Here is a 24073-nt window from a genome sequence, read left to right on the forward strand (position 1 = left end):
CGCGTTGCGTCTTCTTTTTTTCGATTGAAAACGATGATGCAACGCATCATTACGATGCGAGGCTTAGTTATGACATCCGATGCGGTCATTCAGTCGGCCGAGGCGCCCGCTGCGTCCGATGTGTGCGATGTGTCCAATTTTTCCGAAGTGGTGCTCCCGACCGATGTGCCCCTGTCGCTGGACAGCGTCTGCGAAGAGATCGCGCGCCGGCGCGATACGTTCACGCAATTGAAGCATGTGCCGCGCGATGTGATCGCGCTGTTCAAACGTGCCCATCTCTACCGTGCGGCCACGCCGAAATGTTTTGGCGGGACGCCGATGCCGCCGGCGCAGTTTCTGCGGATGATTGAGCGTATCGCCGAAGTCGACGGTTCCGCTGCCTGGGTCGCCAGCTTCGGCTCGGCCAACGTGTATCTGGCGGCGTTACCGCTGGCGAGCCAGGCGATACTGTATGCGAGCGGACCGGATCAGGCCTTCGCCGGAGGGCTCTTTCCCGTGCAGCCGGCCAGTGTGGAAGCGGGCGGCTATCGCGTCAGCGGACGGTGGCGTTTCGCCAGCGGGTGCAAGGGCGCGGACTGGCTCGGCGTCGGTATCGGCGGTGCGCCCGGCACGAAGCCGCGCATGGCGATTCTGCCGCCGTCGCAGGTGGAGATCGTCGAAAATTGGGATGTCGTCGGCATGCAGGGAACGGGCAGCCACGACCTCCGCGTCGACAATGTGTTCGTGCCCGAGGAATGGACGTTTACGCGGGGCGGGCAGACGCAGGTGGACGAGCCCTTGTATCGCTATCCGACGATTGCCTATGCCGCGCAAGTGCTGGCCGTGGTCAATCTGGGGCTTGCCCGCGCCGCGCTCGATACCGTCAATCAGATGTCGGGCGGACGCAAGACGACGACCGGGGCGCCGCAGCTTGCCGATCGGGCGTATTTCCGCATCGCCTTGAGCAAGGCCGAAGCGCGTTTGCGCGGCGTACAGGCCTTTTTCTACGACACCACCGAAACGGTCTGGGACGCTATCATGCGGGGGGATCAACCGACGCCGGATCAGGTCAGTGCCTTGCGTCTGACAGCAGCCGAAGCCGCTTTCGCGGGCGCCGATGTGGTGCAGGCCGCGTATCGCTTGGGCGGCATCGCGTCGATCTACAGCGCGCATCGGCTGCAGCAATTGATGCGCGATGCAATGGTCGTGACGCAACACGCCTTTCTCGGCGAGGGCATCTACGATGGCGCCGGCTCGGTGTACGTGGGCGCGACGCCATTCCCCGGCTATATCTGACTTTCAGTCATTCTCAAAAAAAGGAAGGAACCGCCATGAGCGATACCGCTACCCCGCTGCGCGTGCTGTTTTGTTGCAGCGTGACGCAGAATTTCTTCGACTTGCCGCGGGATCAGATCAGTACCGTCTGGCGCGCCTATGGGCAGATGCTGAAGTCGGTCGAGCAGATGGAAGGGGTGTCCGTGCTGGGCATCATGGATGACGACCGTCTGGTCGTCGGGAACGGTGACGGCAATCACTGGACCTTCTACATCATGGCCGACGTGAAGGATTTCGAGACCGTCACCGCCGTATGTAATTTGTATCGCACGACGCCGGTGGGTGAACATAATCTGTGGCGCTACGGCAAGATCGAGGCGCGTGTCGGGCGCGCGCTGGCCGTGCCGCAGGACGCGCAATAAATGGACGGAAAAATGGAAGGGCAAGCCGCTCGCGTGGTGCTCGTCACCGGTGGCGCGCGCGGGCTCGGTGAAGTGATCGCGCGGACGTTTCATCGGGCCGGGTATCGCGTCGCGATCGGCGATATCGCAATCGACGAAGCGAGCGGCGTGGCCGCCGATTTGAGTGCCGATGGCAGCAGTGCCATGGCGTTCGCATTGGACGTCACCCAGAAGACAGCGTTCGAAGATGCGCGCGATACGATGCTGGCGCGCTGGGGGCGCATCGATGCGCTCGTCAACAATGCCAGTACCACCAAGGTCGTTCCGGTCATGGACATCACGCCGGATCAGTTCGATCTGGTGATGAATGTGAATCTGCGCAGCGTGTTCTTCGGTTGCCAGGTATTCGGTGCGCATTTCGCTACCGGGAAGACCGGACGCATCGTCAATATCGCGTCGCTTGCCGGCCAGAACGGCGGGTCGGCGACGGGCGCGCATTATGCGGCGGCGAAGGGCGGCGTGTTGACGCTGACGAAAGTATTCGCCCGCGATCTGGCTGCGTCCGGCGTGACCGTCAACGCGATTTCGCCAGGTCCGCTCGATTTGCCGATCGTGCATCAAAGCGTGCCGGCGGAACGGTTGCAGCAGGTGATTGCGAATATCCCGGCCGGCCGTCTCGGCGGTCCGGCGTATATTGCCGACGTGGCGGTCATGCTCGCCGCCGAAAATGCTTTTTTCGCGACCGGCGCCTGCTGGGATATCAACGGCGGCTTGTTCATGCGCTGATAAGCAGCGCGAGGAAACGGTATGTGGCCTTCTTCTCGGCTTCTTGCGCCGACCGGACGCGCCGCTTCGGCCGTCGGGATCGACGATTTGCGTCGGCAGATGCACCGGCGCCTGCCGGCTTTCGTCACCGAATACATCGAAGGGGGCGCCGATGCGGAAACGGCGCTGCGGCGCAATGTCGAGGCATTTGCGACGGCGACCTTGCTGCCTCGGATGCTGGTGGACGTGTCGGCGCCGGATCCCGGCACCGCTTTGTGGGATACCCCGTTGCCGTTCCCCTTGGTCATCGCGCCAACCGGCTTGAACGGTTACGTCTGCTTCGAGGGCGATCGGCAACTGGCGCGTGCCGCCTCGTCCGCTGGGGTGCCGTTCACACAAAGCATGGTGTCGATGTCCTTGCTCGAGGACGTGGCGACGGATCTGCGCACGCCGCACTGGATGCAACTGTATGTCCTGCGCGATCGTGCGTTCACGGAGGACCTGCTTGCGCGTGCGCTGAAAGCCGAATGCGCGGCACTCGTCGTCACCGTCGACGGTGCCGTGTATGGCAATCGTCCTTGGGAGAAGCGACATTACCGTCGCCCGGCGGAATTGGACTGGCGCAGCAAATGGGACATCCTGGGTCACCCGCGATGGCTGGCCGATATCTACCGTAATGGCAAGGGCCCGCGCTTCGTCAACGTCGAACACTATCTCGGCCGCACGCTCAGTGCGCCGAAGATGGCGGGCTGGCTGCGCGAGCAAATGGACGCCACGCTGAGTTGGGACGATCTGCGCTGGTTGCGTGCGCGTTGGCCTCGCAAATTGATCGTAAAAGGCGTGTTGGCGATCGAGGACGTGCAACGGGCCATCGACTGTGGCGCCGACGGCATCGTCTTGTCGAATCATGGCGGCCGGCAGCTGGATCTGGCGCCGGCACCGCTGGATCAGGTGCCCGCGGCGGCGGCACGCTGCAACGGTCGGGTCGTGCTGTTGGTGGATGGCGGCATCCGCCGCGGCAGCGATATCGCGCAAGCGGTGGCGCGCGGCGCCGACGCCGTCATGACCGGACGCGCGACCTTGTATGGCCTGGGGGCCGGTGGCGAGGCGGGTGCTTCCCGTGCGCTCGCGATCTTGCGCGAGGAGTTCGTCAGAACGATGGCCTTGCTGGGTTGTCGCAGCGTTGCCGAGATGAGCGCCGCGAGATAGGCGCATGAATGGCGCTTGTTTGACGGCGCGTGGGTGGAAAAGTATCGTAGGGGAACGTGGCCGATTCGCTGACATTCGGCAAGGCGCGAAAGGGAAAAGAGGATATATGAGTGATTCGGAGGCCTTACGGCTGCAATTTCGAGACGCCATGGCGTCACTGCCAGCCGGCGTCAACGTGATTACCAGCGATGGCGAGGCGGGTCTGTGCGGCATCACCGCGAGCGCGGTGTGTTCGGTGACGGATACGCCGCCGACGATCTTGATGTGCGTCAACCAGCAGGCGCGTGCGCACGATGTGCTGACGCGCAACGGGCGCCTCGCCATCAATATGCTGTCGAGTGCGTGTCAGCCGACGGCCATGATATTTGCCGGCGCCGAGGGGGGCACGATCGAGGAACGCTTCGCGAAGGCGGCATGGGAGCCGGGGGTGACAGGGGTGCCGGTGCTGTCCAATGCCTTGGCATCGCTCGAAGGCGTGGTCGACGACTGCAAGCGCGTCGGGACGCACTCGGTCTTTTTTGTGCGCGTGGAACAGATCACGTTGCGGCCCGATCGTGGTGGCCTGGTCTATTTCGCTCGCGCGTTTCATCCCTTGGCCAGCGTCGCGGCTGCCGTACGCGCGTAAAGCGAACAAGCCGTTCCGGTGGAACGGCTTGTTTTTTTACTACGCCTTCAATGCGGTCTCGAAGACGCGCGCCACCGCGCAGACCATTTCGTCCGCGCCATGTCGGCCGATGATCTGCAATCCGCCTTTGATCGTCAGGCCTGGCAGCGGCACCGGTAGACTGAGGGCCGGATGGCCGCTGAGATTGAAGGGACGAATCAGCGCCGAAACATTGATGACGGAGACGCCTGCCAACGCTTGTTCGATCGTGATCGGCAATTCCGGCATTGTCGGCATCACCAATACGTCGGCCTGCTCGAGAATGGCATCCACCGCTTGCGTAAAGCGGCTACGGACCGCTTCGGCCCGTGCGATCGCTTCTTCCGTCGTGCGCTTGGCGTTCGCGAGCCGTGCTTCCAGATCCGGCTGCAACACGCCGCGATCGGTCAGGTGTCCGAATGCCTGCGCGGTTTCGGCATTGATGATCGTCAGCCCCGCGTCGAAGGCGGCCTGCATATCGGGCAATTCGACGACGGTACTGTCCAGTCCGCTCGCGGCGATTGCCGCGGCCACCCCTGCCGCGATGACGGGGTCGCACGTCGGCTGCAGGACCGCCAACCGATAACGTCCGTCCGCGCGGGTGACGCTGTCCAGATCGAAGTCGTCGACCAGCGCCTGCATGACGCGATCGAGGACATCCATATCGCGTGCGAACGGGCCGACGCAATCGAGCGTCGTATAGTCCGGCGCCACGCCGACGCGGCTGACGCGGCCAAATGTCGGCTTCAGGCCGATGACGCCGCAACAGGCGGCGGGTCCCCGCACGGAGCCGCCGGTATCGGTCCCGAGCGAGGCATCGGCCAGGCCGGCACCCACGGCGGCGGCGCTGCCGCTGGACGACCCGCCGGGTACCCGTGTCGGATCTTGGGGATTGGTCGCCGTGCCGGTATAGGCATTGATGCCCGTCATGCCGAAAGCCAGCTCATGCATATTCGCTTTGCCGGTAATGGTCCAGCCGTTTGCAAGCAGACGTGTCACGACATCGGCGTTACGCGTGGCGGGCGCGATCTCGGCAAGAGCACGACTGCCAGCGACGGTACGCATGCCTTCGATATCGATCGTGTCCTTCAGAACGATGGTCAGGCCGTTCGGCTGGTCCGGCGCGATCGAGAAGGTTGCAAGCAGTTCATTCATAACATCGCTCCACAAAAGCGCGCCGAGGCGCGGGGGCTGTCGCTCGTTACCGCCCGAGCGACTTTGCGGTCTGTCCGGCCAGCCCGAAATCGGTATTCGGGATGTCTTTGATGAAGATGCGGCTCGGCTCGCGCGTCCCGCCCAGCACGGCCTTGCACGCATCGTCGACCTGGGAGATCAGTGCGGCCTTTTGCGCCTCGGTACGCCCGGCGATCAACAAGGCGAAGACGATCGGCGAGGGCGCATCGGCGCGAGAGGCCGGCACGGCGGCGACGGTTTCTCCCGCCGCGCCGTGATCGATTTCGGCATAGTCCTCGATCATGATCCGCACCGATTCCGCGGGGACCGTCAATGCGTCGACGGTCGCGCGCGTCAGTGCCGCGATCAAGGCGGCCTTCTCATCGGGAAGATGGCCGCGGGCAAGATGAATCTGCAATGTCGGCATCAATCGCTCCCGATGACGAAGTCGTCAAGACGCGCCGCCATCAAAGCAGGAAACCGATGGCGTTCAGCGCTTCTTCCGAGTCGACCAGGCGAATTACCTTGTCGATGATCTTCGCCTCCGCCCCCGGCGTGGTGCCCAATGCGATGCGGTGCGTCAGGTCGGCGGCGAACATCGTCGTCGTCCCGCGCTTGCAGGCGGCGACGATCTGCGAGGAGCGCACTTCGATGATGTTGTCGGCATCGGGTTCGCCGGCTTTCGTGAAGCGCGATACCGATCGCACGGTTCGCGCCGCATCGGTTGCCGAGGCGGAAAAGCCGCAGGTCATCCGTTCGACCCGCAGGCCGCGCATCACGTGATCGTCGTAGACATAGTTCAGCGTGCTGGCGAAGTCCGTCGTTTGCTGATCGATCGGTACCGTGTAATGACCGGAGTCGGTCCACAGCGTGAGCCAGGTGCTGTAGTCCTTCCGATCGAGCAGTTCGGCTTCACGCCAGATCAATTCGATGGCAGCGGCAAAAGCGGGGGAGGTAGCAGTCATGGTCGTATCGTTGCTCATTTTTAGGCTTGTCCCTCGCCGGCTTCCATCATCTTGCGCCACATCTTGTACGCTTCGCGCATGCCGGTTTCATCGGTCGAGTGCGCCGTGGTTTCGCCGTTTTCGGCGGTCGATTCGCGATTCAAACCGCGATTGACGAGGATTGGCACATCCGGGCCCGCGTGCGAGCCGCGTTGCACGCGCTCCCACGCCTCCGCATCGTCCGGACTGCCGAAGCCGAACGGACCTTGGAAGTGCTCGTGAATCCGCAGCCGTTCCTGATTCGCTTCGTCGGGGCCGCCTTGCATGCCGAGCGCGACGTGACGGATCTCCGTTTCCTCGGCCGAGATGGGACGCAGCACCCGGAAAAAGGCCATCGACAACGCCAGATTCGGGAACAGGTTCAGATTGAAGCCGACGCCCAGCAGCGAACGTACGATGCGTCGAACTTGGTCCGGCGCGTGCTTGGCCGACAGTTTCTCGATCAGCGGATTGAAGCGTTCCGGCAGCGGTGCACCGTCGTCCTTGTCCAGATCGACGAGGTTCGGCATCAACACGGCCAGGCTGTGACCATTGCCCAGGCCGCGGCAAAACGCGCCGTCGTCGGTCATGAAGCTGGTGACGATCTTCTCGGTTTCCTCATCGATCGACTTCAACCAGGATTTGTGTACGACCGGGAAGTGGTACAAGTCCGTGGTGTTTTCGAGCTGGATCTTCCAATTGCCCTTGAACTTGAACTTGTGTTCGCCATTGGCCATCACCGGATAGCCGGCGCCCTGCTTCATGAACAGGTCGATCCATTGCTTGGCGCCGCCGAGGAAGTCTTCCAGAGGTTCGATCTCTTGATTGAAGCTTGCAAAGATCAGGCCGCCATAGATGCCGACGCGCAGACTGACCAGCGGCAATTCGCCTTTTTCGATCACGCCTTCATAACCGTCGCCATAGGGCAGTGCGCGCAGGGCGCCGTCCAGGCCATAGGTCCAGCTGTGGTACGGGCAGGTGAAGCCCTTGGCATTGCCCTTGTGTTGCTCGCAGACCGTGGCGGCACGATGGCGGCAGCGGTTTTGCAGTACGCGAACCTGACCGGTTTTGTCGCGCACGACGATCACCGGCTGCCGGCCGATCGTCGTCGTCCTGAAATCCCCGACGTTCGGGATCTCGCTTTCATGCGCGACCCAGATCCACGTCTTGTAGAAAATGTTTTCGATTTCCGCTTCGAACAAGGCGGGGTCGTAGTACATCGACGGCGCGATGCGGTCGGATTCGGCGCGCGCGTGCAGGGCGCCGCGATCCTTCAGCGCCGAGCAGTCGATGATGTGGAGGGACGAATCGCTCATTATGTCAGTCTCGGATTAAAAAAAGCACCGCTGTGGGGGGAGGTCCTACTCGCTGTGCAAAGCTCAAATATCCAGCGTGATCACGGCCGTCGTGGCACGCGAGACACAACAACAGATGGTTTTATTGGCGGCGCGTTCCGCTTTACTGAGGCAGTGGTCGCGGTGATCGGGTGTGCCATCCACGACATCGACGATGCACGTGCCGCAAATGCCTTCGCCGCACGACGTGTCGATCTCGATGCCGATGCCGGCCAGCGCTTCGACGATCGTGCTGTCGGGGCCTACCGTGACGCGCTGACCGCTACCGGCCAATACGACGTCGAATGCGCCGGCGGCAGGGGCGTCGGCGTTGGCCGGCAAGGGCTCCGCGCTAAAGCGTTCCAAGTGCAGGTTGTCGGCCGGATGCGTGCGTTCGCCGACGGCGACGACGCGCTCCATGAAGGGGCCGGGGCCGCATGTGTAGGCATGCGCATTCGGGCCGGCGGCCGCGAAAATCGTGCTCAGTTCGTCATCCAATGTGTCCCGCGTGACGCCCGGATGGAGCACGACATGCGCGGCGAACGGCTCGGTGGCGAGGAGCGCGAGGAAGGCGGCTTCGCTGTGCGAGCGGATGAAGTAATGCAGCGTGAATGTCGTATCGGGCAGCGTCAGCAGATGATGCGCCATGCTGAGCAAGGGTGTGATGCCGATGCCGGCGGCAATCAGCACGTGTTCGCGCGTGCCGGCGCTCAGACGAAACAGATTGCGCGGAATGCTGATATCGATCTGACTGCCGACGCTGATCCGTTCATGAATGGCGCGCGAGCCGCCACGCGATTGCGCTTCGCGTTTCACCGCAAAACAGAGTTCCTGCTGGTTTGCCGGCTGCCCGCACAGCGAGTATTGCCGTATCGGCGCGTCCGGGAGCACAACATCGATATGCGCGCCCGGCTCATAGGCGTCGAACGCGCTACCGTCTATGCGACTCACATGGAAGACGCGGACGTCGTCGGTTTCGTCGATGACGCGATCGACGCGCACCGCAACGCGGGCGGCCACTTTGGTCGTCGCCGAGGGCAGCGAATCGGTGGAATGCGGGGTGGGGGATGTCATTATCTGCTTCCTTCGCTGTATCGCGAGACTGCTTGAGAACAGAGAGTAGGAAGGTTTGACAAATCGGTCAAATCTATAAAAAATGGATAGGTAAATAAATTTGGCTTATATTTGACCCTATGATCCGCCCCACGATTCGTAATGGCGCGCCGGGACGGGCGCCCGTGACGCGCCGCAGCGCAAGGACCCGATTCCGCCATGAATGCCATTGATCACGTCGATTTGAATTTGCTGCGTGTGTTTCAGGCCATCATCGAAGAAGGGAGCCTGACGCGGGCCGGCCAGCGGCTGGGTTTATCGCAGCCGGCAATCAGCTATTCGCTCGGTCGCCTGCGCACGTTGTTCGACGACCCGCTGTTTATCCGAACGCGCAGCAGCATGCAGCCCACGCCGACGGCGCTGGAGGTCTCGGTCATCGTGACGCGGGCGCTGGATACGGTGCGCGAGGCATTTCGCTACGCGGAACGCTTCGATCCGATGACGAGCAACCGGACGTTTCGCCTGTCGCTGTCCGATGCCGGTGAACTCGGCTATCTGCCGCGCCTGTGCGAGGCACTGCAGGAGCGGGCGCCGCACGTTGCCATTCAGGTGGTGCCGACACCGATCGCCTTGATTGGCGAGCGGCTGCGCAGCAGTCGGCTGGATTGCGCGATCGGCCATCTGCCAGAATTGCTGATGCAGACGGAAAGCACGGTGCTGTTCGAGGAAGACTATGTCTGCATGTGCCGCGCGAAGCGCCCCGGTGGCAGCGCGTCAGCAAAAACGGGAAAAGGCGCGAGTGCCCTTGCGTCAGCCGCCGCTGAGGGCGAATCCGCGGCGACGAGCAGTATCGGCACCATTCCCTTGGCCGACTATCTGCGTGCCACGCATGTCCGCGTGAACTCGCTGGAACATAGTCACGTCGGCATCGACGATGCGCTACGGACACGGCGCGTGACGCGCAATGTCGCGCTCGATCTGTCGCATTTTGCCTCCTTGCCCTCGGTTCTCGCGGTCACCGATCATCTCGCGACGATTCCGCGACGCCTGGCGCAGATTTTCCAGCGCACCGGCGCATTCGATATATTCGATCTGCCCGTACCCTTGCCGGCCGTGCAGGTCACGCTGCATTGGCATGCCCACTTTGCCTCCGACGATGGCAATACCTGGCTGCGCGAACTGATCACCGAGGTCGTCGGGCCGGCGATCGTCTGAGGCGGGCGGGCCGCGCGGCGGGGCCCTAACGGCGATTCATTTAGGTCGTTTATACACTGTCCGATATTTGATCGATTTGTCGCCGGCCGCGGATCGTCCTACGCTGCGGTTAAAGCGCGTACCATTGCGTCTTTGTAAACTGAATTCAGAATCTAATTATAGGAGTCGTCCCCATGCAACGCGACCAAGACAGCGCTATGACGCCGCCGATCGACTGTAGCCCGGCGGAATGGGAGGCGCGGCTCCGGCTTGCCGCCACGTATCGGGTCTTCTTCATGATCGGCTGGCACGAGCTGATCTTCAATCACATCACGCTGCGGGTGCCCGGCGAACGTGACCAGTTGTTGATCAATCCCTTCGGTCTGGCCTACGACGAAATCACCGCATCGAATTTGGTCAAGATCGATCTGAAGGGCAATATCCTGAGCGACAGCGCCTATCCGGTGAATCCGGCGGGTCTGACGATTCACAGCGCGGTGCATGAATCGGTGCCCGACGCGCATTGCGTCATGCATATCCACACGACGGAAAGCGTGGCGGTGGCCTGCATGGAAGAGGGGCTGGTCGACCACAATATCTACTCGTCGCAACTGCACGACAAGATTGCGTATCACACGTTCGAAGGCACGACGGTGCACGACGGTGAGAAAACGCGGATGGTCGAATCGTTGAGCAACAAGAATCTGATGATTCTGCGCAACCATGGGTTGCTGTCGCACGGCGCGACGCTGGGCCATGCTTTCGTGTTGATCTGGACGCTGAACCGGGCGTGTGAGATTCAAGTGGCGACGCATTCGATGCGCGGCAATATCGTGCCGGTCGCGCGCGAGATCAGCGCGCAATCGACGAAGGACGCGTTGCAATACGATCCGCGCTTCCGCGGCGGCGATCAGGTGCTCGATGCCTTGATCCGTCGTCTGGATCGCACCGATACCAGCTATCGCCAGTAAATGACATGTCCTGCAGGATGCCATACACCGGCTCCTGCATCGCACGCGTCAGGTCGGATCACGCGGCGAGCGGCGGCGTCAGCAGTGTCCTGATCTGGTCGTAGAGCCAGGTAATGCCGGTATCCCGGGTGAATCGCTCATGTCGGTACAACTGGACATCGATGCTGGGCAGTATGAAGGGCAAGGTCAGTAGCCGGAAATCGCCGTTGTGGTTGAAACGCTGCGCGACGCTACGCGGAAAGATGACCGCCAGATTCGTATTGCGGATCACTTCGGGGGCGACGGTGAAGTGCGGCAGTCGCACGACGAAGTTACGGTCCAGTCCGTGTTCCGTCAGCATGCGCTCGGCCAGATAGTGGCCGGTCGTATTGCTGCTGGCATACAGAAAGTGCAGCCGATTCAACACATCGACGCCGGGATCCTCCGCTTGTACCGGATGGTCGCGGCGCACCAGACAGACGAATTCGTCGGCAAACAACACATCTCGCAGACATTCCTCGTGCAAGCCGGGCAGATAGCCCAGCGCAATATCGATTTCGCCCCCGCGCATCGCCATCGCGAGCGATTCGACCGATAACTGCGTCACATCCAGCCGCACGCCGGGCGCTTCTTTTTCCAGCACGGCCAGCAGCGCCGGCAGCAGGTAGTAGGCAGACATATCCGACATCGACAGCCGGAACACGCGCTGCACGCGTTGCGGGTCGAAGTCGCCGTGTTCCTGCAATGCACGATCGATCAAAGAAAACGCCGCTTCCACCGGGTCGTGGAGCCGCTTGGCCGCCGCGGTGGGAACCATCGCATGGGCGGAGCCGGAGGGCGCGCGCACGAACAGCGGGTCGTCGAACAAGGTGCGTAGTCGGCGCAGCGCGTGACTGACCGCCGATTGCGTCAGACCGAGCCGTTCGCCGGCAAGCGTCAGGTTGCCGGTATCCCAAATCGTCAGAAATACCCGCAGCAGATTCAGGTCGGGTATCTCGTGGAAAGAGGGATGATTCAGCTTCATGGTTTTCATTATTGGTGTGAATTTGACGCATGCTCCGCCTGATTCTATCTTTAATCCAATGTAACCGCCACGGTGCCGGAACCCGACTGCGATGCGCGTCCTCCACCGTGTTTTGACCCCCTAGAACGAGTAAATCACGATGAGCGCAAACGAGCGATACCAGGAGAACACGGTGACGGCGCCGGGCGATGGGCAGACGGCAGGCATCGGCGATGCCGCGCATCCCGGCGATGCCATCGCCACGCTTGGCGCACTGCCGCTGGCCGACTTGCTGGAGATGGTGCGTGCACGCCGCGACGCGTTTGACGCGCAAGGGTACGTGCCGCGCGATATGGTGTTGCAGATGAAGCGGGCAGGCATCTATCGCGCGAGCACGCCGAAGCGCTTCGGCGGCGATGCGAAGGCGCCGGCCGATTTCCTGCGCGTGCTGGAGCAGATCGCGATCGTCGACGGTTCGACGGCGTGGGTCGCGGCATTCGGTTCGGCGAACGTCTACCTCGCGGCCCTGCCACTGGAAACGCAGGCGGAGATCTATAAGGGCGGCCCCGATCAGGTGTTTGCGGGCGGACTGTATCCGTTGCAACCGGCGGAACGCGTCGAGGGGGGCTGGCAGGTTAGCGGGCAATGGCATTTCGCCAGCGGCTGCAAGGGCGCGGACTGGCACGGCGTCGGTATCGGCGGGACGGCGGCCACTGGCAGCGGCGCGGCGGCGGGCAAGCCGCTGACGGCGGTGTTTCGTGCCGGTACGCTGGAGATCGTCGACAACTGGGACGTCTTCGGCATGGAAGGCACCGGCAGCCACGATCTGAAGGCGACGGGGCAGGTCGTCACCGATCCTTGGACGTTCACGCGCGGGACGGCGGCGCAGATCGACGAGCCGCTGTATCGCTATCCGGCCGTGGCGTATCAGGCGCAGGTGCATGCCGCGTGTAACGTCGGTATCGCGCGGGCAGCGTTGGATAAGCTGATCGAGATGTCGGGCGTGACGAAGACTACGACCGGCGCACCGCGCCTGGCGGATCGGACCTACTACCGCAGCGCATTGGCCAAGGCCGAGGCGCAATGGCATAGCGCGCGTGCGTTCTTCTACGGCGCGGCGGAAGCGGCATGGACCACGATTCAAGCCGGTGACCCGGTCTCGCCCGAGCAGGCCAATCTGCTGCGTCTGAGCGCGGTTCATGCGGCGCGTACGTGTGCCGATATCGTGCAGGAAGTGCATCGCCTGGGCGGCATCGCCGCGATCTATCGGAAGCATCCGCTGCAGAAGATGGTCCGTGACGCGATGGTGGTTACACAGCACGCCTTCCTGAACGAAGCCGTGTATGAAGGGGCAGGATCGATGTTCGTCGGTTTGACGCCGAGCATGCCTTATCCGTGATGCGTCGAATACCGCGGCCGCCGAAGCGTGGCTGCCGCGGTGAGAGGCGAGCAGGCAGCAGACGTAAGAAAGGCGGCACCGCGAGATTCGCGTGTGCCGCCTTTTTTGTTTGCGTTGAACAGCACGCCGCAGCGCCGATGCGGGCTGCGGCGTCGAACATCACGTCGATCGTGACGCCCGTCCTACGTCTGGGCCATCGACATCAACCGCGTTGCATCTCGGCGACGGCCGCTGCTTCTTCGGCGTTTGCCTTGCGCGGGGGAACGATCGAGGTGGCGATGCCGGCGCAGATCGCGGCGGCGGCGAAGATATAGAAGTTCCACGCGACGGCGATCTGCTCGTGCAGGATGAAGCCGCCGACCAGCGGTCCGGCCATCGCGCCGAAACGGCCGACGCCTGCCGCCCAGCCGGTGGCCGTGCCGCGCGCATGCGGCGCATAGTAATTCGCGATCAGGCCGAGCTGCACCATCGCGACACCGCCGGTGCCTAGACCGGCGAGCGCGATCAGGCAGTACGTGACGACCAGGCTGCTTTTCACCGAGAGGGCGATCAGGCAGATGGCGCCGAACGTATAGGTCAGCAACACCGATTTGCGCGGCCCGAACCGGTCTGCGTAGCGACCGATCAGAATGCCGCCGATTCCGGAGCCGAGCATGAAGGTCGCCAGGAAGGCGAGGCTGGAACCCAGGTTATAGCCCATCTGACGCATGATCTGCGGCAGCCAGGTGCCGATGCCGTAGAGATTCAGCACGGCAGCGATTTGCGCGATCCAGAACGAAGTCGTCGCAAAGAAATTGCCGGACAGGAAAATCTCGCGAAACAGTCGGGCGATCGAGGGCTTGCTGGTCTCGGCATGATTCGATTCGACCAACGTCGCAAGCGACAGTCCATGGCGCGTGGCGATCTGACGCGCTTCGGCCACGCGGCCGCGCGAGACCAGATACAACGGCGACTCGGGCAGAAGGCGCATCAGCACCGGCACATAGAGCAGCGGCAAACCGCCCACGGCGATCACCATGCGCCAGGTGTAATGCTCCATGAAGAACAGCGCGACAAGCGCCGACGCCAGCGCACCGACGAAATACCCCGAGTACATCAAGGCAAAATTGAAGTTCTTGCGCTCGGGCGCGGAGAACTCGACGGTCAGCGCGGCATTGACCGAGATGACGCCGCCGAGTCCCAGGCCACCGATGCCGCGTGCCAGGGTGAAGAGCAGCGGGCTCGGCGCCAGCGCGGAGACGACCATCGACAGGGAGAAGAGGGCGACGCAGCCGATCAACAGCGGCTTGCGCCCGATGAAGTCGCCAATGACGCTCACCAGATAGCAGCCGACGAGGGTTCCGAACAAGGCGGCACTGCTCATGGCGCCAATCTCGGCGGGGCCCAGATGCCAGGCGCTGTAATGCATCAAGGCCGGGACGATCGCGCCCATGACCGCGGAATCATAGCCTTCCGTCACGATGACGCCGAAACACAGTGCGACGACGAGATTCCATTTGCTTGCGGAACCCGCGGACGCCCCTGGCGTGCTTTTTCTTGCTTGTGCCATCTGTCCAACCTTCGAAATCGTATTGGGCGTCGTTCGACGATAGAGCGCCCACAATACAGGGTCAAATGGCGAACAAAAATACCGTCGATGAAATGCGTTCATGGCGCAACGCACCACACCGTCTGTTCGGCTGCCAGGCTTCCGTTCAGCTTTCAAACCGCCGATATCTGATATTCGGTCAGAGCACTAGCTTCTCCGCCGCAGCGCGATTTCCGCGACATATGCTCGGTTCCGTCGAAGTCAAGCCGATGCCCGACCGGTCGTCGGGGCGCGAGCAGGTCGCGATTCTCGCCGGTATTCATCAATCTTTCTAAGCGTGTTGGTGGCAATGAAAAAAGGGACGATTCTTTCGCTCGAGCAGGCCACGTCGCTGCCTTATGCAACGCAGCGTTTCGTGCAATTGGGATGGCGCGTGATCCGTGTCGAGGCCACCGGCGTGCCTGGTCGTGCCGGCGACCCGAATCGCTACATCGGTCATGATATCGGCGCCGGCGCGGATCGTCGCGCGGGCTTCATCGCGCCGAATGTCGGCAAGGAAGCCATTGCATTGAACTTGAAGGACGCGGCCGGTCAGCAGGCGCTGCAGCGCTTGATTACCGCGTTGGACGTCGATGTGTTTTGTTGCAATGTGCTGCCGAAGCATCATGCCGCGTTGGGCGTCGATTACGCGACATTGTCCGCGGTGAAGCCGTCGCTGATCTGGGCCAGTATCTCCGCGATGGGGACCGCGTTTCCGTCGGTGGCCGGCTATGACCCGATTATTCAGGCGACATCGGGGCTGATGTCGCTGAATGGGGATCCGACGCGCGAGCCGACGTTGATCGGCGTGCCGTTGACGGACCTGAAGGCGGGCGACGAATTGTATGCGGCGGTGCTGTTGGGCCTGCTCGAACGCACCGAGAGCGGGGCGGGCAAGCGCATCGACATCTCGATGGTTCAGGCGGCGATGTCGCTGTTGCCGACGGTGCTCCCGCTCGTCGATCTCGGCGGCGCGGCAAATGTTCTGACGCGGTCCGGCAATGCGCATCGTCAATTCGTCCCGACCAATGTCTATCGCACGCGCGACGGGCATCTGTATCTGGCGATCGGCAGCAACGCGCAATGGGAAAAGCTGTTGTCGATTCCCGGATTCGAGACCTTGCAGGGTCCGATGTTCGCGACGCTCGATGCGCGAACGGAAAACCGCCTGGCTTTGTATGCGCGCATCGATGCCATCGTCGAGCAATTTACCTTGGACGCGTTGATCGGTCATCTGGAGCGTCTGAGCCTGCCCCATAGCCGCATCAATACGGTCGAGCAGGCGATGGCGCATCCGGCAGCGGCTTCACGGCTGTGCTGGACCGAAGTGGCGGGGAAGCGGGTACGCCTGCCGCCGATGGCAAGCGGTGGCGCAAGCCCCGCTGTCGGCGCCGATACGGCGCCGGTGGGGTCAGCGCTACCGTCCGCGCGGTCGAACGAAGCAGCCGGTAGCGCTTATCCGAGCGCGCCGCACTTCGGCGAACATACGCGCGCGCTGCTCGCCGAGAGCGGGCTCGACACGGCGGACATCGGGGCCTTGTTCGCCGACGGGGTGGTGCAATGAGCGATATCGCCCCCGCCACGCCGGAAAGTGCCGGACCGCGCGCCGGCCGCATCGTCGTCGAACGCGATGGCCGAATGGCAAGGATCGTCATCGATGCGCCGCATAAGCGTAACAGCGTCGATGGACCGATGTTGCTGGCGCTCGCCGATGCGGCAAATACCCTTCGGCACGACGACGACATCGCGTTGGTCGTGCTGTGCGGTGCGCGCGGCAAGGCCTTCTGCGCCGGCGCCGATCTCGATGCGTTATGCGTGCCACCGCTCGACGTCACGGTCGGCTATCTGGACCGCGCCCTGACCGATGCCGTATCCGCCTTATCGGCCATCCCGATGCCGTTGGTCGCGCTGGTCGAGGGCGCCTGTATCGGCGGCGGCGTGCAACTCGCCTTATGTGCGGACGCGATTATCGCCCGCGACGATGCGGTGTTCGCGATCCCTGCCGTGCAGGCCGGCATGGCCTATCCGATGACGGCGTTGCGCGCACTCGCGTCGCGCTGCGGCACGGCGGCGACAAAGGACTTCCTACTGTTCGGTCGGCGTTGGGATGCGCAATCGGCGCTGCGGCACGGACTGGCGCAGCGCAGTGGCGACGCGGCGGCCATAGCAGACCATCTTGCGGCGATGCGGACGTTCGTCGAAGCCAGTCCGCGCGCGGCGACGCTCGCCTACAAGGACATCTTGAACGCGTTGGCGGCAGGGACGGACACAACGCCTACGGGCGCGGACAGCACGCCGGATCGGGCAGCGCAATTACATCAGGCCTTTGCGGCGCAACGCGCCTATCTGCCAAGACTCGCGCAATTTGCCGCGACCCGAAAAAAGGAGAAACGCGAATGAAGGCCATCGTCTACGACCACTACGGCGATCCGGATGTGCTGCATCTGACGGACTGGCCGGCGCCGCAGGCAGGCGTCGGATGCGCGATGACGCGCTACGTTGCTGCGTGGCATAAGGCGTCCGGCATCCGTCATCCGGACCGGAAGGCGGTCGGATCATTTTGGTTCGGCTAGGATGCCAGGCTAGGGGTGGTTGCGACGGTGAATGGACTGGGCGGCGGAAATGGAATTGCAACAACTGCGCCAATTTGTCGAGGTGGCCCGACTGGGCAGCGTCAGCAAGGCGGCGACGCAATTGGGATTGAGTCAGTCCTATCTGAGTCAACGGATCGGCGCGCTCGAAGGGGAGCTGAAACGCCATCTGTTTCTGCGCCATGGCCGGGGCGTCACGCTGACCGATGCAGGACAACGCTGGTATGACGCGGCTGTCGATATCCTGCAACGGCTCGACGCGGCATCCGAGGCGCTCGTCGACGATGACCGATATGTGACCGGGCGCATCGTCGTCGGCTTGCCGCCATCGATGATCTTGCGCTTGAGTGTGCAGGTGATTCGCGCATTTACGGCGCGCTTCCCGAATGCCAAGTTGCGGCTGATCGAGGAGATGTCCGGATCGCTGCAAACGGCATTGCTGGAAAATCGCGTCGACGTGGCTTTCCTGTTCAACCCGGTGCTCGACGGCACGCTCGAGACGACGATGTTGTCACGCGAGCCGATCTGCCTCATCACCCGCCGTGAAACCGTGGACGATCTCCGTCCGCAGGGATCGCCATCGGAACGGGACACGCCGAATATCCCGCTGTCCGCGTTGGCCGATATTCCGCTGATCCTGCCGGCGCATCCGCATCCGTTACGCACGATGATCGAAAACGCCGCGGCTAGTCGTGGCGTCGCACTGAATATTCCGTACGAAGTCGAAGGCGTGGATACGATCGTGCACCTGGTGCAGGAGGGCATCGCCTCGACGATCTCGACGGCGCACATCATGCGTCCGTCCACCCATGCGCTCGCCGAAGGACAGACGGCGGACGGCCACGCGGCGGCGCCCGTCGATGCCGAGGAACTGATCGCCTGCCGCATCGTCGATCCGGACTTGAGCAGCACCTTGTTTCTCGCCGTCTCGGCGAAACGCGCGTCGACGGTATTGCTCGAACGGACGGTGCAACTGATGAAGGAGATCGCCGGCGTTGCCGGCTGATACGCCCGTTCGTTCGTTTAGTGTGCGGCGCTGTAGAGACGGCCGACACTGTGCATCGGGAAGTGATAATTCGCGCCGCGATAGGGCGGGAAGGCCTTGAAGTCCGCGCGCATCTCGTGCCGTACCGGCGAGGTCAGGGCGGCATCGAGCCCCGCCGGGGAATCGAACACGACCTTATTGCGTTGCATGACGTCGACGAAGGGCACCGCGAGGGTATTGCTGCAATCCATCCGCGAGTAGATTTCGATTTCGCGGATCCCGGGAAAGCGCGCCATGATCGGCGGATGACTATCGATGTAATGACGCAGCCAGGCATTCAGATCGTCCGCCGGCCCTTCATAGCTGACCATATAGGTGCATTGCGCCGGTGCGCCGTCCGCGTTGCTCGCAGGCGTCGGTTCAGGCACGCCATAGCACCGGACCGCCATCGTCTGTTGCACCCACGCAAACTTTTGCGCGCCGAGCGTATCGACATGCGCGAGGATCGTCGCGATCGGACCGTCGGCGCGGCATGCGGACTCCAATTGATCGATGCTATCGAAATAGCACTGCAGCGTACACACCGGAGGCGTTTCCTTGTCCAGATAGGGATCGTTCGCACCGCCATCTACCGGCGTATGGACGACTGCCTTCAGCAAGCCGGGCACGCCACCGGGTAGCGCTGCGATCATCCGATGTAACGCAGTTGCGTCGATCGTCACCGAGCCGCCACCGGCGCTAGCGGTGGGCCGCGCTTCCAAGAACAAACAGCATTCCATCGCATTCTCCGTGAACGATGTAGTTGAGACGCTGATCGTAAACGGAATTCAGAATGTTATCTATCGTCCAATAAGGGCGTTGTGCTTCGACGTAGCGTCGCGGACGGTTTCGGTTTTTCCTGCGCCTGTTCCGATCCCCATCCGCACGGCGAAATAAGGGTAATTACCGTGTATTTGACGGAATGCCACACGGTCTTCCAGCGTTGCGCGGACTGCGGGTTTGTTTTTCGGGAAATGCTTGACGCTAGAAATTGTCTTGCATATTCTGAATTCAGAATATCGCGTTTCAGTAGGCAACGCGGGGGGACGCGATCGCTTCATGCGCTCCGGCTACCTCGTGTGCAGTCAGGTCAATACAGGAAGTCGTCGATGCACAGTCATGTGGTGCGACCGCCGGTGTCGCTGCAGCAGTTATTCGGTCGTACGCCTGTCGGCGTGGCGGAGCGGGAAGTCGATACTCAGGGTAGCGTGGGCGACATCGACGCGCCGGTGATGCCGCCGATCTCGTGCGCGTGGTTCATGCTCGGCAGCGCGGCGATGGTCGAGATCGGCTTGACGGCCAATCCCGATTGCATCGTCCTCGACCGCCAGCACGGTCTGTGGGAACGCGTGGCATTGGAAGCGGCGGTCGGCATCGCACGTCATCACGTTCCGGTGGTCGTGCGTGTCGCCGATCATACGCCAGGGGCGATCGCCGAAGCATTGGATGCGGGCGCCTGCTCGGCGATGGTGCCGATGGTCGAGACGGCCGAGCAGGCCGAAGCGGCCGTCAGCGCATCGCGTTATCCCCCGGTGGGCACGCGCTCGGCCGGCGGTGTACGGCCCTTGTTGGGCGGCACGCGGGTCATGCGCGAGGACGGCGCCTGGTCGTCCGTCGGCGCGATGATCGAGACCCGACGCGGTGTCGAAAACGTTGAGGCGATCGCCGCCGTGCCCGGTCTGGCCTATCTCTTTATCGGTACCGGCGATCTGGCGATGTCGCATGGCGACTATCGCGATCTGGAGCAGGGCGATCGTCCCGAATTGAAAGCGCGTGTCGACGCCGATTGCCTGCGCGTGCTGCGCGCCGCGCATGCCAACGGCAAGCCTTGCGGCATCTTCACGACACGCCTCGACGACGCGGTCGCACAATGGCGCAACGGTTTCGATTGGGTGGTGGCCTGCAGCGACATCGACGCCGCGCGCAAGAGCATCGTGCACGCCTGTACGTCGATGGACGAGGCGCGCAAGGCCGCAGACGTCAGCGGAGACGGCGAATGAGTGATATCGGATTTCGGGCCTCGGCCGACGGCGAGGTTGCCGCACGGGCGTCGGGCGACATCGCCGGGACGCCCGCATTCGCCGCGATCCTGATCGATACGTTCGGCGCGGATAACGTCAGTGCCGGAGCGGCGCTCGGCACCCGTCGTTTTCGCGATTGGAGCGATACACGCGGCGTCGAACCGCTTGCCTTGCTGCGGCCGCGCGACGTCGACACGGTATCGCGCATGCTGGCGTTCTGTCATGCACATGGACAAACGGTCGTCACGCAAGGCGGCCTGAGCGGTTTGGCGGGTGGCGCGAACCTGCTGGGCGGCGAAGTCGCATTGAGCCTCGAACGGATGCAGGCGATCGAAGAGATCGATGCAGTGTCCGGCACGATCCGCGTGCAGGCCGGCGCGATTCTGCAGCGCGTCCAGGAAGCCGCCGAAGCAGCGAATCTGATGATGCCGCTCGATCTGGGCGCGCGCGGAAGCTGCACCATCGGCGGCAATCTGGCGACGAATGCCGGTGGCAATCGCGTGATCAAGTACGGCATGGCGCGGGAGAGCGTGCTGGGCATCGAGGCGGTGCTGGCGGACGGCACGATCGTCTCGGACCTGCACAAGATGATCAAGAACAACAGCGGCTATGACCTGAAGCAATTGCTCGTCGGTAGCGAGGGCACGCTGGCCGTCATCACGCGCGCCGTGCTGCGGCTCGCCCCGCGTCCGCGTGCCGTTTCCACCGCCTGGTGCGGCCTCTCGTCCTTCGCGGGCGTGACGACCTTGCTCACGCAGGCACGGGAACGGCTGGGTGGCGGCGTTTCCGCGTTCGAAGTGATGTGGCCGAGCTATTACGACTTCGTCACGCGCCACGTCGCCGGTATCAAGGCGCCACTCGCCGGACCGCACGCTTTCCATGTGTTGCTCGAAAGCGAGGGCAGCGATCCGGCCCGCCATGCCGAGGATGTCGAGGCCTTGCTGGCCTCGCTGATGGAAGACGGCGTGATCGACGATGCGGTGCTGGCAGCGTCCACCTCGGATGCCGCCGCGCTGTGGCAAGTGCGCGATGCCACCGCCGAATTCCCCGTGCTGATGCCCGGGCTGATCGGCTTCGACATCAGCTTCGCGATCGCGGACCTGGAGTCGGTCGCGACCGAATGCGCGGCTGTTCTGGAAGCGCGTTGGCCCGGTATCACCACCTTGTTCTACGGCCATCTCGGCGATGGCAATCTGCACCTGATCGCGCATCATCCGGCACCGCCGCCAGGCTTGGAAGAGGCGGTCGATGCCGCCGTCTACGATGTCACGCGCCGCTGGCGCGGTGCCGTGTCCGCCGAGCATGGCATCGGCGGCAAGAAGCGCGCTTACTTGACGCACACCCGGGATGCCGGCGCGATGGCCGCGATGCGGGCCATCAAGCGGGCACTCGACCCACACAATATTCTGAACCCGGGCAAGGTGTTCGACCTGCCGCCGGATGCCCCGTCCGCGGCGACACGAGGAGCCGTTTCATGTTGACGCTGATGACGTCGGTGCTATCGCGCCGCCTGATGTCGGCCATCCCGACGCTGATCGCGCTCGCCCTGATCGTGTTCGTCGTGTTGCGCCTGATTCCCGCCGATCCGCTCGGCATGATGCTACCGCCGAATGCGACGCAGGCCGACGCGGCGGCGCTGCGCCATCAACTGGGCCTGGATCAGCCGATTCCGAACCAGTTCGGGATTTGGCTCTGGCATGCGATACACGGCGATATGGGCGCGTCGATCTCCTTTCAGCAGCCGGTCGTGACGCTGATCACGTCGACGCTGCCGGCCACGCTCGAATTGTGTCTGACCGCCTTGCTTGTCTCGCTGATCATCAGTATCCCGGGCGGCGTATTGGCCTATTCGGTGACCGGCGGTCGCGGCGAGGCACCGGTCGGTGTCGGCGTGGTCGTGATGCAGTCGGTGCCGTCCTTTCTCTGGGCGCTGTTGTTGATCGCGGTGCTGGGCGTCTATCTGCCGATTCTGCCGTTCTCCGGGCGCCTGGGTGACGGTTTGCCGATGCCGCATCTGACCGGCTTTCTGCTGATCGATTTCATTCTGCAAGGCAAGCCCGGCGCGTGGTGGAGCGCCGTCCAGCATCTGGTGTTGCCATCGTTATCGCTGGCGTTCGGTTTCGCGCCGCTGGTGATTCGCGTACTGCGATCGAGCTTGCTCGACCAGCGCAATGAATCGTATGTCGGCGTGCTGCGGCTGCGCGGCGTGTCGGAGACGCGCATCCTGTGGGGCCATATGTTGAAGAATGCGGCATTGCCGGCGTTGACGATGATCGGCGTGCAGTTCGGCTTCCTCTTCGGCGGCGCCTTGCTGGTGGAAATGATCTTCGGCTTTCCCGGCATCGGCAATCTGATGATCCAGGCGGTACGCGCGAACGATTTGCCGTTGATTCAAGGCATCGCGATGGTTTTCTGCGTACTGATGCTCGTGATCAATGCCATCGTCGATGCGCTGTACCTGATGATGAATCCCCGTTTGCGCAAGCGCACCTGAGCGCGTTCGAGGCGTCGATGAACAGTTCCCCTTTGCTTTCCGATACGACTATGCATGAAGGCTCTCCCGCGACGTCGTCGATGCAATCGACCGCGTCGTCTTCCGGTACGACCCCGTCAGGCGGCACTGAAGGGCATGCCGCGCCGGTCGCGCAGCGTAGGCGCGGCTGGCTGCAGCGTTTTCGCGGATTCAATTTATGGATCGGCGGCGTGATCGTGCTGATCGTCGTGTTCTGCGCGATCTTCGCACCGATGCTCGCGCCGCACGATCCGCTGGATCAGGACTTATTGCATATGCTCACGCCGCCGGCGTGGATGGCCGGCGGCGATGCGGCATTCCCGCTCGGTACCGACAGCCTCGGACGCGACATCCTCTCGCGTCTGCTCTACGGTGCACGCGTGGCATTGACGGTGGCCATCATCGCGGCCTTGGGCTCGGCGCTCGTCGGCAGCACGTTGGCGATCCTCGCCGGTTATTTCGGCGGCAAGGTCGATCGGGTGATCAGCTATCTCGTCGATCTCTGGATGTCTTTTCCGCCGGTCGTGCTGTCCTTGGTATTGATGGTGAGCCTGGGCGTCGGGATTCAGAACGTGATCCTGTCGATCGTCCTGGTGGACTGGACGCGCTTCTGTCGCGTCGTGCGTGCCGAGGTCATGGTCGTTCGGCAGCGCGATTATGTGTTGGCCGCGCAGTTGCTGAACTTCACGCATCTGCGCATCATGCTGCGCGAAATCCTGCCGGCGGCCTTGCCTTTGATCATCACCCTGGTGTCCTTGGAAATGGGCGTCGCCATCACCGTGGAAGCGCTGCTCAGCTTCATCGGCTTGAGCGTGCCGGCGAATGTCACCGCATGGGGCGTGATGATCGCCGATGCGCGTATCTCGATGCATGAACAGCTGACCGGCCTGATCTTTCCGGTGCTGGCGATCGTGATCACCGTACTCGGATGCAATCTGCTGGGCGATGGACTGCGTGTCGCATTGGATCCGCAGATGCGTGGACGGGGAGATTAACC

General features: G+C 63.0%; 24 protein-coding genes. 16 read left to right on the forward strand and 8 right to left on the reverse strand.

The features are described 5' to 3' along the window. Positions 1–69 precede the first annotated feature (69 nt). From ABEG21_RS06695 to ABEG21_RS06715, 5 genes are all read left to right on the forward strand, one after another. Positions 70–1275 carry an acyl-CoA dehydrogenase family protein gene (locus ABEG21_RS06695; RefSeq protein WP_347556435.1) on the forward strand — a complete coding sequence of 402 codons (1206 nt, stop codon included), beginning with the start codon at positions 70–72 and terminating at the stop codon, positions 1273–1275. Between the two features lie 35 nt (positions 1276–1310). Beyond that, positions 1311–1676, forward strand: a complete 366-nt coding sequence (locus ABEG21_RS06700) for a hypothetical protein (protein ID WP_347556436.1) — start codon at positions 1311–1313, stop codon at positions 1674–1676. Continuing rightward, the gene (locus tag ABEG21_RS06705; protein ID WP_347556437.1) at positions 1677–2441 is read left to right on the forward strand and encodes an SDR family oxidoreductase; all 765 of its coding nucleotides are present in this window, start codon (positions 1677–1679) and stop codon (positions 2439–2441) included. Positions 2442–2462: 21 nt separating this feature from the next. Further along, the gene (locus ABEG21_RS06710) at positions 2463–3629 is read left to right on the forward strand and encodes an alpha-hydroxy acid oxidase (RefSeq protein WP_347556438.1); all 1167 of its coding nucleotides are present in this window, start codon (positions 2463–2465) and stop codon (positions 3627–3629) included. Between the two features lie 106 nt (positions 3630–3735). Next, positions 3736–4254 carry a flavin reductase gene (locus ABEG21_RS06715; RefSeq protein WP_347556439.1) on the forward strand — a complete coding sequence of 173 codons (519 nt, stop codon included), beginning with the start codon at positions 3736–3738 and terminating at the stop codon, positions 4252–4254. Positions 4255–4293: 39 nt separating this feature from the next. Here ABEG21_RS06715 and ABEG21_RS06720 read toward each other — a convergent pair whose 3' ends face one another. From ABEG21_RS06720 to ABEG21_RS06740, 5 genes are all read right to left on the reverse strand, one after another. Continuing rightward, a complete protein-coding gene (locus tag ABEG21_RS06720) occupies positions 4294–5427 on the reverse strand; it encodes an amidase (RefSeq protein WP_347556440.1) in 1134 nt (377 codons plus the stop codon). Between the two features lie 46 nt (positions 5428–5473). Then, complete coding sequence (locus tag ABEG21_RS06725) at positions 5474–5872, reverse strand: tautomerase family protein (protein WP_347556441.1); 399 nt, start codon at positions 5870–5872, stop codon at positions 5474–5476. Positions 5873–5912: 40 nt separating this feature from the next. Next, a complete protein-coding gene (locus ABEG21_RS06730; RefSeq protein WP_347556442.1) occupies positions 5913–6410 on the reverse strand; it encodes an aromatic-ring-hydroxylating dioxygenase subunit beta in 498 nt (165 codons plus the stop codon). Positions 6411–6430: 20 nt separating this feature from the next. Continuing rightward, positions 6431–7744: an aromatic ring-hydroxylating dioxygenase subunit alpha gene (locus tag ABEG21_RS06735; RefSeq protein ID WP_347556443.1), complete on the reverse strand. Its 1314-nt coding sequence runs from the start codon at positions 7742–7744 to the stop codon at positions 6431–6433. Between the two features lie 63 nt (positions 7745–7807). After that, entirely contained in the window at positions 7808–8836 is a 1029-nt protein-coding gene (locus ABEG21_RS06740) for a PDR/VanB family oxidoreductase (RefSeq protein ID WP_347556444.1), read from the reverse strand. A 198-nt stretch (positions 8837–9034) separates the two neighbouring features. On the opposite strand from ABEG21_RS06740, the gene ABEG21_RS06745 reads away from it, so the two are divergent. Further along, positions 9035–10030, forward strand: a complete 996-nt coding sequence (locus ABEG21_RS06745) for a LysR family transcriptional regulator (RefSeq protein ID WP_347556445.1) — start codon at positions 9035–9037, stop codon at positions 10028–10030. Between the two features lie 173 nt (positions 10031–10203). Continuing rightward, entirely contained in the window at positions 10204–10980 is a 777-nt protein-coding gene (locus tag ABEG21_RS06750; protein WP_347556446.1) for a class II aldolase/adducin family protein, read from the forward strand. Positions 10981–11038: 58 nt separating this feature from the next. On the opposite strand, the gene ABEG21_RS06755 is transcribed toward ABEG21_RS06750, so the two are convergent. After that, positions 11039–11983, reverse strand: a complete 945-nt coding sequence (locus ABEG21_RS06755) for a LysR family transcriptional regulator (RefSeq protein WP_347556447.1) — start codon at positions 11981–11983, stop codon at positions 11039–11041. A 139-nt stretch (positions 11984–12122) separates the two neighbouring features. Here ABEG21_RS06755 and ABEG21_RS06760 point away from each other — a divergent pair, with 139 nt between their 5' ends. Further along, positions 12123–13361: an acyl-CoA dehydrogenase family protein gene (locus ABEG21_RS06760; RefSeq protein WP_347556448.1), complete on the forward strand. Its 1239-nt coding sequence runs from the start codon at positions 12123–12125 to the stop codon at positions 13359–13361. 202 nt (positions 13362–13563) lie between these two features. Here the strand turns inward: ABEG21_RS06760 and ABEG21_RS06765 are convergent, their stop codons facing one another. Beyond that, a complete protein-coding gene (locus tag ABEG21_RS06765; RefSeq protein WP_347556449.1) occupies positions 13564–14910 on the reverse strand; it encodes an MFS transporter in 1347 nt (448 codons plus the stop codon). A gap of 328 nt (positions 14911–15238) precedes the next feature. Between ABEG21_RS06765 and ABEG21_RS06770 the strand changes: the two genes are divergently transcribed. Genes ABEG21_RS06770 through ABEG21_RS06785 form a run of 4 tightly spaced genes read left to right on the forward strand, consistent with a single transcriptional unit; the run spans position 15239 to position 18525 of the window. Next, the gene (locus tag ABEG21_RS06770) at positions 15239–16492 is read left to right on the forward strand and encodes a CaiB/BaiF CoA-transferase family protein (RefSeq protein ID WP_347556450.1); all 1254 of its coding nucleotides are present in this window, start codon (positions 15239–15241) and stop codon (positions 16490–16492) included. Next, positions 16489–17328, forward strand: a complete 840-nt coding sequence (locus ABEG21_RS06775; protein WP_347556451.1) for an enoyl-CoA hydratase/isomerase family protein — start codon at positions 16489–16491, stop codon at positions 17326–17328. The genes ABEG21_RS06770 and ABEG21_RS06775 overlap by 4 nt, the downstream gene beginning before the upstream one ends. Then, positions 17325–17501, forward strand: a complete 177-nt coding sequence (locus ABEG21_RS06780; protein ID WP_347556452.1) for a hypothetical protein — start codon at positions 17325–17327, stop codon at positions 17499–17501. Before ABEG21_RS06775 ends, ABEG21_RS06780 begins: the two co-directional genes overlap by 4 nt. A 49-nt stretch (positions 17502–17550) precedes the next feature. Then, complete coding sequence (locus tag ABEG21_RS06785) at positions 17551–18525, forward strand: LysR substrate-binding domain-containing protein (protein ID WP_347556453.1); 975 nt, start codon at positions 17551–17553, stop codon at positions 18523–18525. A 17-nt stretch (positions 18526–18542) separates the two neighbouring features. Here the strand turns inward: ABEG21_RS06785 and ABEG21_RS06790 are convergent, their stop codons facing one another. Next, complete coding sequence (locus tag ABEG21_RS06790) at positions 18543–19283, reverse strand: ethyl tert-butyl ether degradation protein EthD (RefSeq protein ID WP_347556454.1); 741 nt, start codon at positions 19281–19283, stop codon at positions 18543–18545. Between the two features lie 369 nt (positions 19284–19652). On the opposite strand from ABEG21_RS06790, the gene ABEG21_RS06795 reads away from it, so the two are divergent. From ABEG21_RS06795 to ABEG21_RS06810, 4 genes are read left to right on the forward strand one after another with little or no spacing between them, the layout of a single operon-like run. Continuing rightward, positions 19653–20543: an aldolase/citrate lyase family protein gene (locus ABEG21_RS06795; RefSeq protein WP_347556455.1), complete on the forward strand. Its 891-nt coding sequence runs from the start codon at positions 19653–19655 to the stop codon at positions 20541–20543. Further along, positions 20540–22045: an FAD-binding oxidoreductase gene (locus ABEG21_RS06800; RefSeq protein WP_347556456.1), complete on the forward strand. Its 1506-nt coding sequence runs from the start codon at positions 20540–20542 to the stop codon at positions 22043–22045. The genes ABEG21_RS06795 and ABEG21_RS06800 overlap by 4 nt, the downstream gene beginning before the upstream one ends. Continuing rightward, positions 22039–23058 carry an ABC transporter permease gene (locus ABEG21_RS06805; protein ID WP_347556457.1) on the forward strand — a complete coding sequence of 340 codons (1020 nt, stop codon included), beginning with the start codon at positions 22039–22041 and terminating at the stop codon, positions 23056–23058. The genes ABEG21_RS06800 and ABEG21_RS06805 overlap by 7 nt, the downstream gene beginning before the upstream one ends. Positions 23059–23075: 17 nt before the next feature. Then, positions 23076–24071, forward strand: a complete 996-nt coding sequence (locus tag ABEG21_RS06810; RefSeq protein WP_347556458.1) for an ABC transporter permease — start codon at positions 23076–23078, stop codon at positions 24069–24071. Positions 24072–24073 lie beyond the last annotated feature (2 nt).

Origin of the sequence: Robbsia sp. KACC 23696 (assembly GCF_039852015.1) — a bacterium.
Lineage (GTDB): Bacteria > Pseudomonadota > Gammaproteobacteria > Burkholderiales > Burkholderiaceae > Robbsia.

Bases quoted from the DNA above. Each gene is read 5' to 3' on its own strand.
- ABEG21_RS06800 (WP_347556456.1), top strand. From the start codon at position 20,540: ATGAGTGATATCGGATTTCGGGCCTCGGCCGACGGCGAGGTTGCCGCA.
- ABEG21_RS06730 (WP_347556442.1), bottom strand. From the start codon at position 6,410: ATGACTGCTACCTCCCCCGCTTTTGCCGCTGCCATCGAATTGATCTGG.
- ABEG21_RS06720 (WP_347556440.1), bottom strand. From the start codon at position 5,427: ATGAATGAACTGCTTGCAACCTTCTCGATCGCGCCGGACCAGCCGAAC.
- ABEG21_RS06770 (WP_347556450.1), top strand. From the start codon at position 15,239: ATGAAAAAAGGGACGATTCTTTCGCTCGAGCAGGCCACGTCGCTGCCT.
- ABEG21_RS06785 (WP_347556453.1), top strand. From the start codon at position 17,551: ATGGAATTGCAACAACTGCGCCAATTTGTCGAGGTGGCCCGACTGGGC.
- ABEG21_RS06725 (WP_347556441.1), bottom strand. From the start codon at position 5,872: ATGCCGACATTGCAGATTCATCTTGCCCGCGGCCATCTTCCCGATGAG.
- ABEG21_RS06805 (WP_347556457.1), top strand. From the start codon at position 22,039: ATGTTGACGCTGATGACGTCGGTGCTATCGCGCCGCCTGATGTCGGCC.
- ABEG21_RS06705 (WP_347556437.1), top strand. From the start codon at position 1,677: ATGGACGGAAAAATGGAAGGGCAAGCCGCTCGCGTGGTGCTCGTCACC.
- ABEG21_RS06715 (WP_347556439.1), top strand. From the start codon at position 3,736: ATGAGTGATTCGGAGGCCTTACGGCTGCAATTTCGAGACGCCATGGCG.
- ABEG21_RS06700 (WP_347556436.1), top strand. From the start codon at position 1,311: ATGAGCGATACCGCTACCCCGCTGCGCGTGCTGTTTTGTTGCAGCGTG.
- ABEG21_RS06760 (WP_347556448.1), top strand. From the start codon at position 12,123: ATGAGCGCAAACGAGCGATACCAGGAGAACACGGTGACGGCGCCGGGC.
- ABEG21_RS06710 (WP_347556438.1), top strand. From the start codon at position 2,463: ATGTGGCCTTCTTCTCGGCTTCTTGCGCCGACCGGACGCGCCGCTTCG.
- ABEG21_RS06775 (WP_347556451.1), top strand. From the start codon at position 16,489: ATGAGCGATATCGCCCCCGCCACGCCGGAAAGTGCCGGACCGCGCGCC.
- ABEG21_RS06740 (WP_347556444.1), bottom strand. From the start codon at position 8,836: ATGACATCCCCCACCCCGCATTCCACCGATTCGCTGCCCTCGGCGACG.
- ABEG21_RS06765 (WP_347556449.1), bottom strand. From the start codon at position 14,910: ATGGCACAAGCAAGAAAAAGCACGCCAGGGGCGTCCGCGGGTTCCGCA.
- ABEG21_RS06750 (WP_347556446.1), top strand. From the start codon at position 10,204: ATGCAACGCGACCAAGACAGCGCTATGACGCCGCCGATCGACTGTAGC.
- ABEG21_RS06790 (WP_347556454.1), bottom strand. From the start codon at position 19,283: ATGGAATGCTGTTTGTTCTTGGAAGCGCGGCCCACCGCTAGCGCCGGT.
- ABEG21_RS06795 (WP_347556455.1), top strand. From the start codon at position 19,653: ATGCACAGTCATGTGGTGCGACCGCCGGTGTCGCTGCAGCAGTTATTC.
- ABEG21_RS06810 (WP_347556458.1), top strand. From the start codon at position 23,076: ATGAACAGTTCCCCTTTGCTTTCCGATACGACTATGCATGAAGGCTCT.
- ABEG21_RS06695 (WP_347556435.1), top strand. From the start codon at position 70: ATGACATCCGATGCGGTCATTCAGTCGGCCGAGGCGCCCGCTGCGTCC.
- ABEG21_RS06735 (WP_347556443.1), bottom strand. From the start codon at position 7,744: ATGAGCGATTCGTCCCTCCACATCATCGACTGCTCGGCGCTGAAGGAT.
- ABEG21_RS06755 (WP_347556447.1), bottom strand. From the start codon at position 11,983: ATGAAGCTGAATCATCCCTCTTTCCACGAGATACCCGACCTGAATCTG.
- ABEG21_RS06780 (WP_347556452.1), top strand. From the start codon at position 17,325: ATGAAGGCCATCGTCTACGACCACTACGGCGATCCGGATGTGCTGCAT.
- ABEG21_RS06745 (WP_347556445.1), top strand. From the start codon at position 9,035: ATGAATGCCATTGATCACGTCGATTTGAATTTGCTGCGTGTGTTTCAG.